Source organism: Pseudoalteromonas sp. JC28, from assembly GCF_013319255.1.
GTDB lineage: Bacteria > Pseudomonadota > Gammaproteobacteria > Enterobacterales > Alteromonadaceae > Pseudoalteromonas.
Genome location: NZ_QOKX01000006.1, coordinates 90,538 through 105,626, shown reverse-complemented (window position 1 = coordinate 105,626; position 15,089 = coordinate 90,538). Strand labels below are relative to the sequence as shown.

Sequence of the window (15,089 nt, the reverse complement as noted above, 5' to 3'; positions counted from 1 at the left end):
AAATAACCTATTGATTAATAATCATATTTCCCAAATTACTTTGGCGTAACTCAGAAAGATCTAATTTGCCATTTTCCGTTCTCGGCAACTTAGGAACTAGCGCGACTTTTGAGCGCTTTCCTCTGAGCGTGCTAGCCAGCAATGAGCTCAACTCAATGCGCAGCGCGTCATCAATACAAGAAGATTCAATATAGGTGCACAGTTCGCCTTTTTTATTTGTGATATACCCGACACCAGAAACTTGCTTATAGTTAAGTATTTGATTCGTAACCGATGTCAAAGGCACAAGCTCGCCATTCACTTTAATGGTGTGGCTACTTCGTGTTATCCAATGCCACCGCCCTGCGCTATCTTGTGTAAACAAATCGCCACTGTCCGAAAAGATATCCGTCGACTGCATAGAGCCATCATCCTGCAAATACCCCAGCATTTTGAAAGGCGTCTTATAAAAAAGATTTCCGATACCTGTAACAGGACTTTTGTTTACTAACTTGACCTCTATTGCCGCGTCAACGGGATAACCCACAGACACAGTGTTGTTATGACAAACGGCGGCTAAATTAGGAAATTGCGTTAACTCCAGCGCGAAAATTCTAGGTGCGGATTCTGTTTGCCCAAGGTTATTCCAAAACTCTGTTGCCCAGGGCATTACTTCTTCAGCTTGCGACTGTAAGAGGCGGTCTGAAGCATTCAGTATGATCAGCCGCTCTGGCGAAAAGCCCTGCTTCCAAACCTGACTCAGCTCTTGGCTCCACTCCCCTAAAATTGGCAATACCGTCACAGGGTTATTTTTAACGTAACTGGCAACCAAAGACGGACTGACAAATTCGCCATATTCGATAACGCTATTGCTATGTAGTGCACAGAGGGAAGTCGAAAGCCCATACATGTATTGCATTGGAAAAACACAATAAGAAATATCATCTTCTCTAAGGTGCAAGTATTCACTTACAATCTTCGCGTTGTTGATCAAACTACTTTCACAATGCACAACTCGTTTTGCTTTACCCGTAGAGCCAGAGGTGCAAAAAATAAATCGTGCTTTTTGTATTGTTGGATTCAGCGCCCCCCCCACCAGTTTTGGCGTTGTAAAGTTTAAAGATAAGGATTCAGTACCTTCGGGTAGCGCTGGAGTTTTTCGACCCAGTGGCGTAATAATGGTGCCCAACTTTCTGTTGTCGAATCCATTAAGTAGCTTATTCAAGCTGCGCGGAGAAACCACTGCACAGGTTAAGCCTAAATACGAACCGACAAAGTATGATAACAACGCCTGAACAGGGCTAAATACGCAAAAAACATGTAACTTTTCCCTGTCTAACTCACCCAAAGGACCCATGCCTACGGTTGCTAGTAGATTAGATACGTACTCAGCATCTACCTTTTCATTTTTATATCGAGCGACCCAACTTGCCGTTGGATGTAAAAAGTCAATGAAGCGCATTGCCTAAATCTCCACTGTTACTAGACAGAAGGGTTCTGTAATACCATTGATGCAGCCAGTCCGCCCATGCCGAAAGAGTTCTTCAGCACGTTAATGATTGGCTGATGTATGGTTTCTTTTACTATCGACACTTTAATCGTAGGGTCTTGCTGCTCAAGGTTGGCAACTGCTGGAATAAAGCCATCGCGGAATGATGCCATCACACCTAGCACCTCCATTGCACCAGCTGATGCAATTAAATGCCCATGCAAGGACTTAGTGGAGGTCACTGGTGGCACTTTTCCTTCGCCAAAAATCCCCTCTAACACCTGAGTTTCATGGTAATCGTTTAATTTGGTTGACGTTCCATGAGCATTGATGAAGCTGAAAGAGTCAAGTGGCAACTGTGACTCAGCAAGAGCACGCTCCATACATAGCTGCATTTCTCGGCCTTCTGTGTGCGGCGCAACAACGTGCTGTGAAGCTAAGCTTGCCCCATAACCCTTTAGACGGCAGTACTTAGTACCTTCTCTCGACTCAATTGCATCTTCCCGCTCTAAGATAAATAGAATTGAACCTTCTGCTGGCATAAAACCTGAGCGTCTGACATCAAATGGGCGACAACGCGCAGCCCCTTCTAGCAGAGGATCTGTACACACAGCACCTACAGCTTCTAACTGGGCGAGGTTAAACGGGGTGACTTTCGCGGAAACACCACCAACGATCATCGCATCAGCTTTTCCATCTAAGATTGCTTGCCGAGCCATCCCCAACGCTTGTAATGAGGCAGAACAAAGTCCCACATGACAACGCGTGTAACCACTAAATGGTATGTGCTTGTGAATCACTTTAAGTACTGAAGTAACATCGAGGTCCATCATCTCTGAAATTCGATAAAATTCAGTGCCTTCAGGGATATATTCGTCACGCTTTTTACTCTTTTCTGGACCTAGTTTTTCTGTAAAGTGTGTTGTGCGTTCTGGATCAACACCAGGTTCATCAACGCCTATGACACAACCAATACGATCTGGGCTGTACTTCTCTAATGGGTTAAATTCTGAAGCTAGCTGCTTAACGGCCTTTTCTGCATAGATTAACTCTCCTGGACGATTTGACTGACCAGGCTTTTTTGGCCAGTGAATTGTCTCGTTACCATATTCTGGTAATCCAGCCCACTTTGTTTTAAACGTCGAAGTATCAAACTTTTTAACTTCACGGATCCCCGTTATTCCGTTTTGTAAACTATGGCTAATCTCATCCAGTGTCTGGCCAAGCGGGGTTATGGCGCCATATGCGCTGATACAAACGTTATCCTGCTGACTCATTTTCATACCCTTTCTTTATGATACTTTTATGTTTTTTAGTTTTTTGATGACAATTAAACCAATCCCAACGCTAAAGCCAGCACCGTTAATTAATACAGTTGCACCTTCAGGGATACTCTCATCAACCAGAACAGCTGAAAGATCCAAAATGTTGTTAGCCTTGCTGGTGTAACCAAAAACCGACTTATAATTTTTTTGGGTTACTTCAGGGAAAGTATCACCAATTGCAGCAAGTTCGTTTTCATTGTTGGTTTTTACGCCGTTGCAATAAGTCACAATTACATCCACATTCAACCCTTTAACTTTCACAGACTTCATCAAGGCATGCCAAGCTTTGGGGCTAGGGAAAGGAGATGGACTGTAGCGACTTTCTACTGCCAAAACCTCCGCATATGCATCTGTTTGGTCGTTACTTAGATACAGGGTTGCCGCACCAAAAGAAGGTTCAATTTCACTTTCTTTTTCGTCTTTACTCAGCAAACCTAGTTTGTCAAACACCAGTAGAGTATCGAAGTTACGCATACTTCCAGCTCCCACGACCACACCTTGAGCCTGTCTGTCGTGCTTGATATCTGAGAACGCATCCTCCAGTGCTTGCAGTCCCGATAGCGACATCCCGCGTATCGGGTAACCACCTCCTCGTAGCTTCAATCGCTTCGATGCGTGATACAACGGGTTGGTTGATAAAAAGCGCATCATATTGATTGGGTTACTCATTTTGCTAAGCTCGCCAAGATTTTTTAGCGCGCCTTCTACTCCACCATGCTTCTCGATAATCTTATACAACGCAGCAAAGTTGTACTCAGACACGCCATCTGTACCCGCATAGAGTGGGGTTTGCTCAGCATCGTTAAGCTTGTCCTGCGAGGTGTACTCGAGCAAGTCACCAATCGAGTTTAAAATTAGCGTCGACAGGTCGTTTAGTATTGAGCGGTCTTCACGCGCGATGACAGCAACTTCACCTTTAGATAGCTTTCTATTCAATGGCTTATAGATATTTCTCTCTGCACTTTCGACGCGCTCCTGGCCGCGGTTTACTATCGCGTCCAGAGCTGCTAACTGGTCAAAATGTTCAGTTTGAATACCTGCTGCTTTTACATAAACTGCAGACATAAAATCACCTCATTAAAGTGCATTAATGCGATGCTGAATGAAGTTAACACTGAATAAGTTGTACAAAGACTCAGGTGATGGATTGCCACCTTCTACTTCGGTGAAACCAGCGAATACCTTGTTTAGTTCCTCACGGCCTTGTTCAGTCCATTGGCCACCTTGGTAGTATTCTGGGTTATCCATCATGGTGTTGATTGGCCATAATTCGTCTGGATCAAATTCCTTTCCAGATTCGCCTTTTAATTCAAAAGCGAAGTCAACGTAATCAAGAGAAGACATTGAATAATCGCCAAACAATGAACGATCAAATTCAATTTCACTGACGTCATCTAGATAAAGAATGTTTGCTGCGATTGTTGCGATTTCTGTTTGGTTCATTTTTTTATCCTTAATAATATTATTGATTTAATTGTTAATATTTATTTTTAGAGAACAGGTGCGCCATTGGTTAGTGGCAAAGTCACCCCCGTGGTTTTGATGTTTCCAGTTACAAATGCCAATACAGCATTTGCTACATCATCAACTTCTAAAATTTCTCTTAGTGGTAAGGTTCTGATAACTTCTCGCTCTTTACCGTTTGCAAACTGAGTAAACATCGGCGTGTTCACAAAGGCTGGTGCAATATTGATGGTTCTTACTTTGAATCTTGCTACTTCTACAGATAGTGATGCAGTGAAACGCTCAAGTGCCGTCTTCGCGCTACCATATGCGCCATTACCTGTTTTTGGAGTCTTTGCCGCTACAGAGCTGATATTCACAATATGGCCGCTGCGCTTTTCCATCATCACTTCTGCCGCTTTTGCTGCAATAGTTGCTGGAGATAGAAAGTTCACTGTGTGTACCTTGGTCAAGTTTTCATTGATATCACCAAAGGACAGAGAGTCATTGGTGATGCCCGCGACGTTAACGAGTACATTCGGGCCGATGTCTTGCTTCATCGTGCAGATGAATTCTGTGACCGCAGCGCTATCGGCAAGATTTAACCTACAGTATTTAATTAACTCAGAATTGAACTCAGCAACTAGCTTTGCCTTGTCTTCATTACTGTTGTAAGTAAAAAGAACTTCATATCCGTTTTCCGCCAACTTATTAATGATCCCCTGTCCAATCGCAGATGTTCCACCAATGACTAGTGCTTTCATTGTTTTTTCCTTAGCTTTGATTATTTATCGTTATTAGTTATTACGATTATTGAGAATTCGGTTTAAGTCGTAGTTGTTGCCAACGCTATCTTCCACTGATGTAGCTGGTCTTATCTTGCATCTTGGATGAGGATTACATGATTCTTGAGTTTCATATTTTGAGAGGTCTTCTTGAAGCTGTGCTTTATATTCCATGGCCATATTTTGCTCACGAAGTTGCTCGTTCAAGATTTGCTCTTTAGTTAATGATGTTTGGTTTGCTTGAGGAGCCAACGACATTACTGTTGCGCTGATAAGAAGTGTGCTCTTTAATCTGGTAGTTACTTTCGTGAAAAACATAGCCCATGCATCCTTATTTAAAATTTGTAATTCATAAATTTTGTTGAACAAGGTGAGTTAATATTTTCCCGCCTCGCTGTCGATGGAGCCATTTTTGATAACTTGAGCACAAAAGTCTTTTGGGAAAGCTTTCATAAATCTTCCAATTTAATTAAGCATCAAAAACAATAAGTTATAAATATTCACTCAGAAATTCAGCAGGTTCTTATTGGGTATTTTGAGTTACACGGTATGATTTCTAGCTCAATACCATCACTTTGACTTTGCAAGTAAAGGTAACCATGTGAAATTGATGGAAGGAGAGCACTTTTATGAGCTGCTTTCAGAGATCGAAATAATTTTACAGCCATCAAAAACAAGTAATTTCTGACATCCTTAGATCTGTACAAACCCATTTCAGATATTCATGGTGGTTTTTGAATTTCCAATGAAATAGAAGCTAACTTTTATCTCTACTAATTTTCACAACTTACGTTTAATAAGATCAGTTAAGCTGTTGTTACAGAGCAAATACTGAAAGTACCATGCTATGTAACAACAGCCATTACGAAACCAACCTGAAGTTTAGATAAAGAATGAGCTAACTCATGTTTTGAAATACACCTTAAATAATCCCTAGCCTAGATCTAGCTAGAGTGTTTTAGGGATAACAAAACGAATTTACGCATCAATAGTGTGATATAAAGAAAGTGAACTCAACGCTGTTAGCGCCAATACTTGACGCTAACGATGCTAAAAGCTCTTGATTTAGAACAGCTAAGTAACGAAATTTTTGCCTTGCATGAAAAGATGTAGATACCTTATGCAATAGCTGTGATATCGCTAAAATTTCCTCACCGAAAAATAGACCACATAGCTAAGCTGGTTAGTGTGCAAATTAGAATTTTTAAGCAACAAATGATTCAAAACTGCGAAACGTTGTAGCCAACGATAAGCTATTTTTTACCATAAAAGTGTTTGGGGTAATACCAAGCTGCTATCAAAAGTGTAAACCATAAAGTCAATCGACGAATTCCCCTATCTGCAACGGATTTGATGCTCTCATCCCTGGTTGGGCACCACAAAACATGCAATCAAAACGAGAGAAACCAATTATTGGCCTATCTCAATAAGTCGGCTTGCTCTTTAACTATGTGCTCATAAAGTGAAAGGAAGTTAAACCAACCAGTACGCTCACGCCCTATGTGTTTATGAGTTTCTTTCGCCACATGGTCTGGAATTAACTTAGGTTTTCCTATCGCTTCAACTAACAGCTGAGTTTGGCAAGCACGCTCCATTGCTATATACCACCAACACGCTGACTCGACACTTCGCCCAACAGTCAGCAAGCCATGGTTTTGCAAGATTATGGCTTTATTTCGTCCCAAAGCCTGTACAATTAATTCCCCCTCCGATTTATCAAGAACTACTCCTCCAAACTGCTTTAAGAGACTATGGTCATTGAAAAATGCACATGCGTCTTGAGTAGTTGGTAGTAATTCCCTTCCGAGGCAAGAAAAAGCTTTACCGTAAGTAGAGTGGGCATGAGCAGCAGCGACGACATCCTTGCGTGCTTGATGTATATGCGCGTGAATCGTAAACGCCGCGCCATTGAGTAATCCTTCCCCTTCCACAACTTTGCCTTGATGATTCACCAGTAACAAATCAGAAACCTGAATTTGATTAAAACTTTTTCCTAACGGGTTTACCCAGAAGTGATCAAGGTATTTCGGATCACGAACGGTAATGTGTCCCGCAACTCCCTCATCGAACCCATATTTACCAAATAAGCGAAATGCCCCCGCCAGTTTTTCCTTTCTGTCAGTTCTAATACTCTCAACGGAGGTATCATACTTGAACGACGCGACTTTTTCAGTTGAGTTCATAACTAAAGCGCTATCACTAATTACCTTCATATATACTCCATTTCTTCTGCGTGTGTACACCTAACTTTGAGTTTGGCGCCAAATGTCGCTTGAACCTAGGTAACATACGCGGGCTTTTATAATAAAATTACTTTATGTCTACGCCGCTGCAGACGCAGCGACACGCTTGGGCAAAAAGTTAAAACTTCTAAAAGTCACAGGTTCTGCTATGCTCGCTCGAGCGAGCATAGTAACCGCAAGACGATGCTCTGTTGAAATAGGCCACAACCAGCTACCATACTCCCCTGATACTTCCACCAACTGCTGACCACTGACACTGAAGCTGGCAATTGCATCACGTTTACCAAATGATACTTTGCTTAATTTGGTCGTTAAGCCTTTGCCTGTCGCTTTAATCAACGACTCTTTTAATGTCCAGCGATCAAAAAAGTATAACTCTTGGTGCTGCTCCGATAACTGTTCAAACTCACATTGCTCAGAAGGCGAAAATACCGACTTGCCTAGATGCTTTAGGTTTCGCTTGTACCTGATCCGCTCGACATCAATCCCAACAGGTTGATCTAGACTCACGGCACAGGCCAATAAATCATCGCTATGGGAAAGGTTAAATTCAAACTGCATATCTGCATTTGCCAATTTGGGTTTACCATGTAACCCTCTTGCAAATTGAATTGACTTAGGAGACTGTCCAGTATACTTAGCTAGCACAGCACGTAAAAAAGCTCTCGACACAATCTTTACTTGCTTTTCAGAATATCTCCGTATCAGTTCAATGTGTGCAATATCCTCGTCAGTCAGCAATCCGGTTAACTCGTCAATCGCATTGTTACTTTGAAATAGGCTGACAGATGTCTGCCATATATCAATTTGGTTTTTCTTTAACGACAGTTCCACACCCTGCTCCTATTCGGTAAGTAACAGGTCTAAATCGCTACGGATGAGTATCTGTGGATTAAATAATTTATCTGGTACTTCAATCTGTTGTACTTCATCATATGCAATAACGGTTTTTTGTCCTTTCTGCACTTTGTCTTGTAAAGTCATTGCTACAACTTTGACTTTGTCATCGCGGATCCCACGTTCAAAAAATGCCGTTTTGGCATGTTTACCTGAGCGCAAATAAAGTTCTGCTTTTTTAGGAAAATAATCTTTTTGATCAATTTCCAGTAGGATATTTTGATAGCTTAGTTTGGTTGAATTAGCCTGTAGTTCAAGCTTAATAACACCTTCAACTTGTGCAACGCTTTTAACTTGATACTCTTCACTCCAACTCAAAGTTGCAATATCACCTAATGATGCTTCACCAAGCAGTTTTTGCATCGGGGTGATTCGAATTGGGCGGCGACTTTTGGGCATAAACATCCAGTAGTCGCTTCCTTTCATCAGTACCTTTTGGCCCTTTTCAGAGTCAGATTTAAAAACCACCAACGCACGTTTTGATGACGATGAATACACATCGTATTGTTTTGTATGCTTAAGGATATCGTCATCAAAAGCTTTTACGGTGGCAGACACCTTCACTGACGCTGACTCACTTCTAAATGCATCTACTTTTAATAATGTAGCTTGTGCATCTGCTTTAGTAAGCTGTGAAGCACCAACACTAAATGAAGCAAACGCTAATATCGCTGCAGGTAGTAAAGTTTTGGTAAGTTTATTAAACATGGTTCAATGCCTCCGTTATTGGTTTCGCGCTACCTTTGTATGCCGCTTTGAATGCCGCTAATACACAAACTAAAATCATTATTAACATTACACTCAACGCAATTTCCCATGAAAACGTAATAGTAAGTGGATACCCTTGGTTACTTCCTGGTGGTGGTGGCATTTCTAACCCCAGATAAACGAGACCCCAAGCAACAATGGTCGAGATAGCAATGCCGATTGTTGCGCCTAAGAAACCAATGATGCTGGACTCAAGAATGAAGTTCCTGATGATTTCCCATTGGTAAGATCCCATTGCTGCTACCGTCCCTATTTCCCTAGTGCGCTCAGTCACAGTCATCGCCATTGTGTTTGAGATGGAAAAGAACACCAGTAACACCATAATTCCACCCAATAGGCCAAAGATTCGGTTATATAAATCTTTAACTGATTGATAGTAAAAAGCTCTTTCCCACCAAGGGACAAAGGCCAAAGATGGATCTCTTGGCTCGTATTGCGCGACAGTACTTCGAGTATTATCCAAGTCAAATAAGTAAACAGAAAGCGAGCTAACCTTATCGGTGTAGAGTAAAGATTGGGCGTCACTAAGTTTAATGTATAGCTGGCGCTTATCTAAGTCCGGCACACCTGTTGTATAAATCCCTCGAACTTGAAAGTCTAAGGCATTTAACGCGCCATCCGTGGTCGTCGACATTAGCGTCACATAATCACCAACAGCCACTTTTAAACTCCGAGCTAAGTCTTTACCTAGCACAATTTGCGACTCGGCTTCTAGGTCACTAAAACTCGATAAAGCCTGACCAGATACCATGGTTAAGAATGGTCCTTTAACCATGAACTCTTCTGGTTCAACACCCAACCCAATGAAAATAGAACTTTTTTCACCATTTGAAACCAGGCCATTAAAATTGATTCTAGGTAGAACATTCTTTACCCTTTCATCTTCTAATAGTTGATTTTGCAGTAACTCAGTGTCTGACAAACCGTACTGCAACGGCATATCTTCTTCTTCCAGCAATTTTTTATGGGTGATAATAAAGTTACCTTCATCTCTTGCTGCTTTCTCAGCCAAAGATTGGTAAGTAAACAGCGCAAATCCACTGGTGGTTAAAATAGCGGCCACCGCTACCGCAGCAACCAAAATTGTGAACAGTGAACGTCGTCCGTTTCTTAGTACGTTAAAAAATGCAAATACAACCCAACGCATTACCCTGCTCTCCTGTTGTCTACTTGTTGCAACTGTTCTGTGATGTGCCCATCAGCAAGGTTTAATACTCGATGGCAGCGATCCGTCATCCGGTGATCATGAGTAGCAACGATAAATGTCGTGCCCATGTCATTACCTAGATCACGCATTAGATCCATCACCATGTTTGCAGTTGGTGTGTCCAAATTAGCAGTGGGTTCGTCAGCTATCACTAACTGTGGCTTTTTCACCAGTGCTCGTGCGATTGCGACACGTTGTTGTTGACCACCAGAAAGCTGGTCAGGACGTTTAGATATATGATCTTTCAAGCCAACTTTATGAACAATTTCGACAACCCTATCCATTCTTTGCTGTTTATTAAGGTTTAACATCAACAACGGATATTCAATGTTCTCGAACACTGACATCACAGGAATTAAGTTGTAGCGCTGAAAAATAAAGCCCAGCTTTTCTCTTCGAATCTGCGTCAGCAAGCTTTTTTTCTTCGGTATAGGATGATCATTAATCCATATATCTCCTTGATACTGCTCATCAAGTAATCCACAGATATTGAGTAGCGTAGATTTGCCACTACCAGACGGGCCGCACAAAGAAACGGTTTCGCCAGCATGAATATGCGCAGAAACCCCCTTAAGTGCATCGACAGTTACATCACATGTCGTATAAGATTTTCGAATGTTTTCAAAACGCAGCATAGAAGCGTCCTCATTGTTATTTGGTGCTAGCTAACAGGAGCTTTTGTGCCAGCTCCGCCATCAATTTTGCTTGCTCAGCATCATCCAACTTCTCAGCTGCAGCTGCTGCACAACGGTACGCACTAACCTGTAAAGCAGGCTCTAACTGTTTAAACTGCTCACTTTCACTGATTACTTTGTTCAGTAAGTAACTTCCATGCTCTGCGCGATTCATCATTTTTGGAACCTGAGCAAAAGTGCAACCAGCAGTTACATTGACTCGTGCCTGCAATGAATAAGGTAAAGACTTAACCTGCTTGATTGCTTTGGACAATTTCGCCATCCCCTTTTCAGCATATTGCATTTTCTGCCATGGCTTGTTGGTATAACGAGCTTGTGTTGTCTCTGTGCTACCTAGCATCGCCAGAACAACTGGATTTGGTGCTTTTTCGTTAATTTCTTTTAGTGCATTAAAAGCGAATTGATTTTGTTCTTTCGAGCCTTGTAGCCCCGCTTGGTAGGCTTCGATTACCTGCTCAGGTATGATATTTTCAGCTTCGACATTTAAGCTTAATAAGCCCATTGCTGTTATTGCGATTGTTATGATTGATTTGCTTGTCATCACTATTACCCTTCATTTTTCTGTTAATGTAAGCATCATAAGAAAATCAAACATTCAGTGGTAAACGAGGTGATAACCTGCGCTTAAGTGGGATAAACGGTAAATATCAAAGATAAAGTGACGTGTGGTTTAAGCGTTGAATTAACCTAAGGTGTGAACAAGGAATGAGTTAACTTGTTGTCTTTATAATAGAGCCATTAGTGGAGCACATGTGTAGATACGAGATACTAAAAATCTTAGTTCTTAGCGCCTGAAGGGATATTACATCTGCTTAAAAAGTGATTGATACTTTCGGCTGACTACTAACCTTTCGCTGCTATCTTTTAAATCTACGTAAACATGACCGAGTTCATCTTTAGTAACTTTTTGAATATTTTCAACTTTAACAATACAATTTCGATGAATACGCCAAAACATTTCTGGATTTAGCGCATTTTCCAGCGCTGTAATTGCTGTTTTGATCAAATAAGTGTCTGTTGCAGTGTGAACTTCTGTGTATTTATTATCAGCAATGAAATACTCAATATCCGAGGTATTAACAACATGGAGTTCATTATTTTTGTTGACCTTGATCCATTTTAGGTAACTGCCTATCGCGGCTGACTGAGTGGATTCTAGCAACTCTTCAAAAATCTCACTGAGCTGAGCTTTTTGATTTAAATAGGGAGATTGTTGACTTAATAGTTTTTGTAGACGCTCGACAGTCCGTTCTAAGCGAGACTCTTCGATGGGCTTTAACAGATAATCAATGGCTTGGTTTTCAAAAGCCACCACCGCGTGCTCATCATAAGCCGTAATAAAAACGACATACGGTGGCTGTACCTGTTCGCACAGTTGCCGCGAGACCTCTAATCCATCTATGCCAGGCATGTTAATGTCCAAAAACACAACTTGAGGTGAAAAAGCACCAACGAGTGTTAATGCTTCTTCACCATCAGCAGCTTGACCGACAATATTCAGCTCTGGCCACGCTTCTTTCAGCATCATTTTCAAATGAGCTCTTAAAATAGGCTCATCGTCAGCGATCACTGCTTTTATGAGTTGAGACATTAATAGGTACCTCCAAAGTTACGCAAACCTGTCCCGCTTGGCTATCGTCATAAACCAGTTTTGCTTGGTCCCCGTAAAGCTGTTCCATTCGTTGTTGCACATTTTTCAGGCCAACATTCGTGCCCTTTCTTTTACTGCCCCCGATATTGCAATCGTTCGACACAATAATAATCACATTCTGCTCGGCACGCTTTATTATTAGCTTCAGCATACCACCTGATTTAATCTGCTCTATACCGTGTGTTACTGCATTTTCCATGATCGGTTGTAACAACATCGGCGGAAACAAAATGTCATCTGTGATTTTATCAGTGACATCGTACTCAATATGGAGACGTTCGCCTAGTCTAATTTTTTGTATGGCCAAGTAAGCTTTATTAAATCTGAGTTCATGCCCAAGTGTCAGCCACTCCGTACGAGTCCGGTCAAGGCTCTGCCTCAACAAAGCAGTTAATGCTGAAAGCATTTTGCTCGCTTGCTTCGCGTCAACCGCAATCAACGCTTGGATATTCGCAAGTGTGTTAAAAAGAAAATGCGGCTCAATCTGAGATTGAAGTAATCTAAGCTGGGTTTCTAGTAATAGCTTATCTTTTTGTACTTGATCTAGTTCGAACTGATATAGAGAGCGTCTTAATTGCGCGGTTTGTTCACTGCGATAGTAAATGAAACTAACCACAACCATAATGAAACCACCAACAACAAAAATCCCTAAGTACTGCTGCAGGTCATCAACATAACCACCAGAGCTCTTTAGTACACTTAATAGAATAGGTGTTAAGCCCCAGACTAAAAATGATAAAATCAGTGCGGCTGCATATTGTGTAGCCAACTTCATGCTTGAGTAATTTGTAGCCAACCAAAATCTTGATAATCGGATTGTAAAACCAACCCCGAGTGATATCAGCACCGAGATTACCGAGTACTTAGCCCACCCTATTGCGTAAATCGTAATTCCGATTAGTGTACATACAAATGCCAACTGAACATTTTTCTTCCAATTATCACCACTAAACGGTGAGTCCACTGTTTGACCCATATTAAAATTTTAGTTCCGTAGAAAAGTACCATGTCTTGTCAAAGCTAAGCTGCTCATAGATGGATTCATTACCACCCACATACTGCCTAATACCACCACATAGTGGGCTATTTTTGAAGCCACTATAGCATAGCTTACCATCAATCAACATACTGTTATCACTAGGGTTTACAACCCAAGTTAATGTAGGTTGCCAAGTTGTCGATGACGTCCTCAGGTGCAGCAGCAAGTTATCTCTGAACAAATTTTGGGTCGCAAAATGCCCTCGCATTACGTGTAACTGATGACTTTCTATATTACCATCTGCAGCCCTAATTAAGTCACGCCACTGCGTATTACTCGGTGAGCGACCATCGTACCAATACTCAGCAATCAGAGTCATCCCAAAACGAAAACTGTAATTGATACCCATCAGGGCTTGAAGACTACCACGCTGCCATTGTGTTTGAACTGAAGGAATAAAGCTGTCTGATTGCAATATGCGCGGGTCAAAAATCGGCATTCTATGCCTTTGCTGCCAAAGTAATGAGCTATGAATTTCCATGCTATCCCCAATAACAGTAACAGCACTACCGCCAACTCTCACGCCTAACTTTTCATCATAATGTGCAACGGCCTGAGCTTCAAAACTCTCGAAGTATCGATAATAGCGCCCGCCACAGCCAGCGCTTGCTGCCACTTTCACCCCTTTTTCTAGATAATCTGGAGTAGTTTCGTTACACACAAGGCTTACGCTACCAGTTTCGGTGAAATAGTCTCCCACTACCATCCACGCACCAGGTGGCACAGCAGTATAAACTGCAAGAGAATCAGTAGGAGAAAACATGTCTAGAGGCCGAAAACCATAGCCAACATCCCAATCCAATTTTTTCTTGCCGACTGACGCAAACCAATCACCTAACGTGAAATCGTAGTAAGCCTCAGAAACTTCAACATTGAGCTCAGACCCCCCTGCTATTTTCATCCAGTTTGCAGTGGCCGCAACTCTAATCCCATTAAACTCTGAACTAACATCGAGAGCAGTAAACCAGGAAGTCGTGTCTTTCTCATCAAAGATTTGACCGTTACTGGCACTAAGATCTTGTATGTTCATTCGCAAAGTTGTATCAAACTCAACCGTTGCATTCGCTGAGTAACTTAACAAGGTGAGAATGGTTGATAATAAATAGTGGTTGATTCGTTTTTGCATTATGCCCTCCAGATGTGAGTAGCATACGGCTTGCTACCATCAATTGGAGACCAAACGACAAACGGAAGAATGCTCAGATAAATGGTGAACTAGCGTGATAAACGGTTGAAGAACACTAAGCTTCAGAAAACGGGAGCAAGCTTGGTACCAGCTTTCTCTCACGGCCTATTCCGACGCAGACGTTTCCATTTCCGAGTCCATCTTTTCTGGCTTTTTGAGCTTAATTTCTCTGTCAGCCGAGGCGATAGTTTCTTTACGGTGCGCAATGATCACACGGGTAATTTTCAACCGCGATACCGCTTCATTGATATCTTCTTCCAGCCCCGTATCAAGGTGGCTTGTTGCTTCATCCATAAACAGAATCTTAGGGTCTTTATATAGAGCACGCGCCAAGATGATCCGCTGCTTTTGACCGCCGGATAAGCTCGACCCCATATCACCA

At 41.9% G+C, this 15,089-nt stretch carries 16 protein-coding genes; all 16 read right to left on the bottom strand.

The genetic code is table 11. From position 1 onward, the window contains the following. Window positions 1-7: 7 nt before the first annotated feature. The 16 genes from DS891_RS14570 to DS891_RS14495 all read right to left on the bottom strand — a co-directional run bounded on the left by DS891_RS14570 (window position 8) and on the right by DS891_RS14495 (window position 15,082). Complete coding sequence (locus tag DS891_RS14570; RefSeq protein ID WP_174170151.1) at window positions 8-1,441, bottom strand: class I adenylate-forming enzyme family protein; 1,434 nt, start codon at window positions 1,439-1,441, stop codon at window positions 8-10. A gap of 20 nt (window positions 1,442-1,461) precedes the next feature. After that, a complete protein-coding gene (locus DS891_RS14565) occupies window positions 1,462-2,751 on the bottom strand; it encodes a beta-ketoacyl-[acyl-carrier-protein] synthase family protein (protein ID WP_039841423.1) in 1,290 nt (429 codons plus the stop codon). A gap of 9 nt (window positions 2,752-2,760) precedes the next feature. Further along, window positions 2,761-3,858, bottom strand: coding sequence for a beta-ketoacyl synthase (locus tag DS891_RS14560; protein ID WP_174170150.1), 1,098 nt, complete (start codon window positions 3,856-3,858; stop codon window positions 2,761-2,763). Window positions 3,859-3,870: 12 nt separating this feature from the next. Continuing rightward, complete coding sequence (locus DS891_RS14555; RefSeq protein WP_010607009.1) at window positions 3,871-4,236, bottom strand: acyl carrier protein; 366 nt, start codon at window positions 4,234-4,236, stop codon at window positions 3,871-3,873. A 47-nt stretch (window positions 4,237-4,283) separates the two neighbouring features. Then, complete coding sequence (locus DS891_RS14550; protein ID WP_010607010.1) at window positions 4,284-5,000, bottom strand: SDR family NAD(P)-dependent oxidoreductase; 717 nt, start codon at window positions 4,998-5,000, stop codon at window positions 4,284-4,286. A gap of 33 nt (window positions 5,001-5,033) precedes the next feature. Then, complete coding sequence (locus tag DS891_RS14545) at window positions 5,034-5,339, bottom strand: hypothetical protein (protein WP_174170149.1); 306 nt, start codon at window positions 5,337-5,339, stop codon at window positions 5,034-5,036. A 1,100-nt stretch (window positions 5,340-6,439) separates the two neighbouring features. After that, window positions 6,440-7,234 carry a class II aldolase/adducin family protein gene (locus DS891_RS14540; RefSeq protein ID WP_174170148.1) on the bottom strand — a complete coding sequence of 265 codons (795 nt, stop codon included), beginning with the start codon at window positions 7,232-7,234 and terminating at the stop codon, window positions 6,440-6,442. Between the two features lie 108 nt (window positions 7,235-7,342). Continuing rightward, on the bottom strand, window positions 7,343-8,098 hold the full coding sequence (locus DS891_RS14535) for a 4'-phosphopantetheinyl transferase superfamily protein (RefSeq protein ID WP_174170147.1): 756 nt from the start codon (window positions 8,096-8,098) through the stop codon (window positions 7,343-7,345). Between the two features lie 9 nt (window positions 8,099-8,107). After that, on the bottom strand, window positions 8,108-8,869 hold the full coding sequence (locus DS891_RS14530; RefSeq protein ID WP_010607014.1) for an outer membrane lipoprotein-sorting protein: 762 nt from the start codon (window positions 8,867-8,869) through the stop codon (window positions 8,108-8,110). Continuing rightward, complete coding sequence (locus DS891_RS14525; protein ID WP_010607015.1) at window positions 8,862-10,076, bottom strand: ABC transporter permease; 1,215 nt, start codon at window positions 10,074-10,076, stop codon at window positions 8,862-8,864. The genes DS891_RS14530 and DS891_RS14525 overlap by 8 nt, the downstream gene beginning before the upstream one ends. Beyond that, window positions 10,076-10,771, bottom strand: coding sequence for an ABC transporter ATP-binding protein (locus DS891_RS14520; RefSeq protein ID WP_174170146.1), 696 nt, complete (start codon window positions 10,769-10,771; stop codon window positions 10,076-10,078). The genes DS891_RS14525 and DS891_RS14520 overlap by 1 nt, the downstream gene beginning before the upstream one ends. A gap of 16 nt (window positions 10,772-10,787) precedes the next feature. After that, a complete protein-coding gene (locus DS891_RS14515) occupies window positions 10,788-11,372 on the bottom strand; it encodes a hypothetical protein (protein ID WP_010607017.1) in 585 nt (194 codons plus the stop codon). Between the two features lie 261 nt (window positions 11,373-11,633). Continuing rightward, the gene (locus tag DS891_RS14510; protein ID WP_010607018.1) at window positions 11,634-12,422 is read right to left on the bottom strand and encodes a LytTR family DNA-binding domain-containing protein; all 789 of its coding nucleotides are present in this window, start codon (window positions 12,420-12,422) and stop codon (window positions 11,634-11,636) included. Next, window positions 12,391-13,458 (bottom strand): sensor histidine kinase, encoded by a 1,068-nt coding sequence (locus DS891_RS14505; protein WP_010607019.1) that lies wholly within the window; start codon window positions 13,456-13,458, stop codon window positions 12,391-12,393. Before DS891_RS14505 ends, DS891_RS14510 begins: the two co-directional genes overlap by 32 nt. 1 nt (window position 13,459) lies before the next feature. Continuing rightward, window positions 13,460-14,647, bottom strand: coding sequence for a hypothetical protein (locus tag DS891_RS14500; RefSeq protein WP_174170145.1), 1,188 nt, complete (start codon window positions 14,645-14,647; stop codon window positions 13,460-13,462). Window positions 14,648-14,812: 165 nt separating this feature from the next. Beyond that, window positions 14,813-15,082: an ATP-binding cassette domain-containing protein gene (locus DS891_RS14495; RefSeq protein WP_174170144.1), complete on the bottom strand. Its 270-nt coding sequence runs from the start codon at window positions 15,080-15,082 to the stop codon at window positions 14,813-14,815. Window positions 15,083-15,089: the final 7 nt, after the last annotated feature.

Excerpts from the sequence above, each read along its gene's own strand:
- DS891_RS14565 (WP_039841423.1), bottom strand. The coding sequence starts at position 2,751 with ATGAAAATGAGTCAGCAGGATAACGTTTGTATCAGCGCATATGGCGCC.
- DS891_RS14520 (WP_174170146.1), bottom strand. The coding sequence starts at position 10,771 with ATGCTGCGTTTTGAAAACATTCGAAAATCTTATACGACATGTGATGTA.
- DS891_RS14570 (WP_174170151.1), bottom strand. The coding sequence starts at position 1,441 with ATGCGCTTCATTGACTTTTTACATCCAACGGCAAGTTGGGTCGCTCGA.
- DS891_RS14500 (WP_174170145.1), bottom strand. The coding sequence starts at position 14,647 with ATGCAAAAACGAATCAACCACTATTTATTATCAACCATTCTCACCTTG.
- DS891_RS14495 (WP_174170144.1), bottom strand. The coding sequence starts at position 15,082 with ATGGGGTCGAGCTTATCCGGCGGTCAAAAGCAGCGGATCATCTTGGCG.
- DS891_RS14540 (WP_174170148.1), bottom strand. The coding sequence starts at position 7,234 with ATGAAGGTAATTAGTGATAGCGCTTTAGTTATGAACTCAACTGAAAAA.
- DS891_RS14515 (WP_010607017.1), bottom strand. The coding sequence starts at position 11,372 with ATGACAAGCAAATCAATCATAACAATCGCAATAACAGCAATGGGCTTA.
- DS891_RS14505 (WP_010607019.1), bottom strand. The coding sequence starts at position 13,458 with ATGGGTCAAACAGTGGACTCACCGTTTAGTGGTGATAATTGGAAGAAA.
- DS891_RS14545 (WP_174170149.1), bottom strand. The coding sequence starts at position 5,339 with ATGTTTTTCACGAAAGTAACTACCAGATTAAAGAGCACACTTCTTATC.
- DS891_RS14560 (WP_174170150.1), bottom strand. The coding sequence starts at position 3,858 with ATGTCTGCAGTTTATGTAAAAGCAGCAGGTATTCAAACTGAACATTTT.
- DS891_RS14510 (WP_010607018.1), bottom strand. The coding sequence starts at position 12,422 with ATGTCTCAACTCATAAAAGCAGTGATCGCTGACGATGAGCCTATTTTA.
- DS891_RS14530 (WP_010607014.1), bottom strand. The coding sequence starts at position 8,869 with ATGTTTAATAAACTTACCAAAACTTTACTACCTGCAGCGATATTAGCG.
- DS891_RS14525 (WP_010607015.1), bottom strand. The coding sequence starts at position 10,076 with ATGCGTTGGGTTGTATTTGCATTTTTTAACGTACTAAGAAACGGACGA.
- DS891_RS14550 (WP_010607010.1), bottom strand. The coding sequence starts at position 5,000 with ATGAAAGCACTAGTCATTGGTGGAACATCTGCGATTGGACAGGGGATC.
- DS891_RS14555 (WP_010607009.1), bottom strand. The coding sequence starts at position 4,236 with ATGAACCAAACAGAAATCGCAACAATCGCAGCAAACATTCTTTATCTA.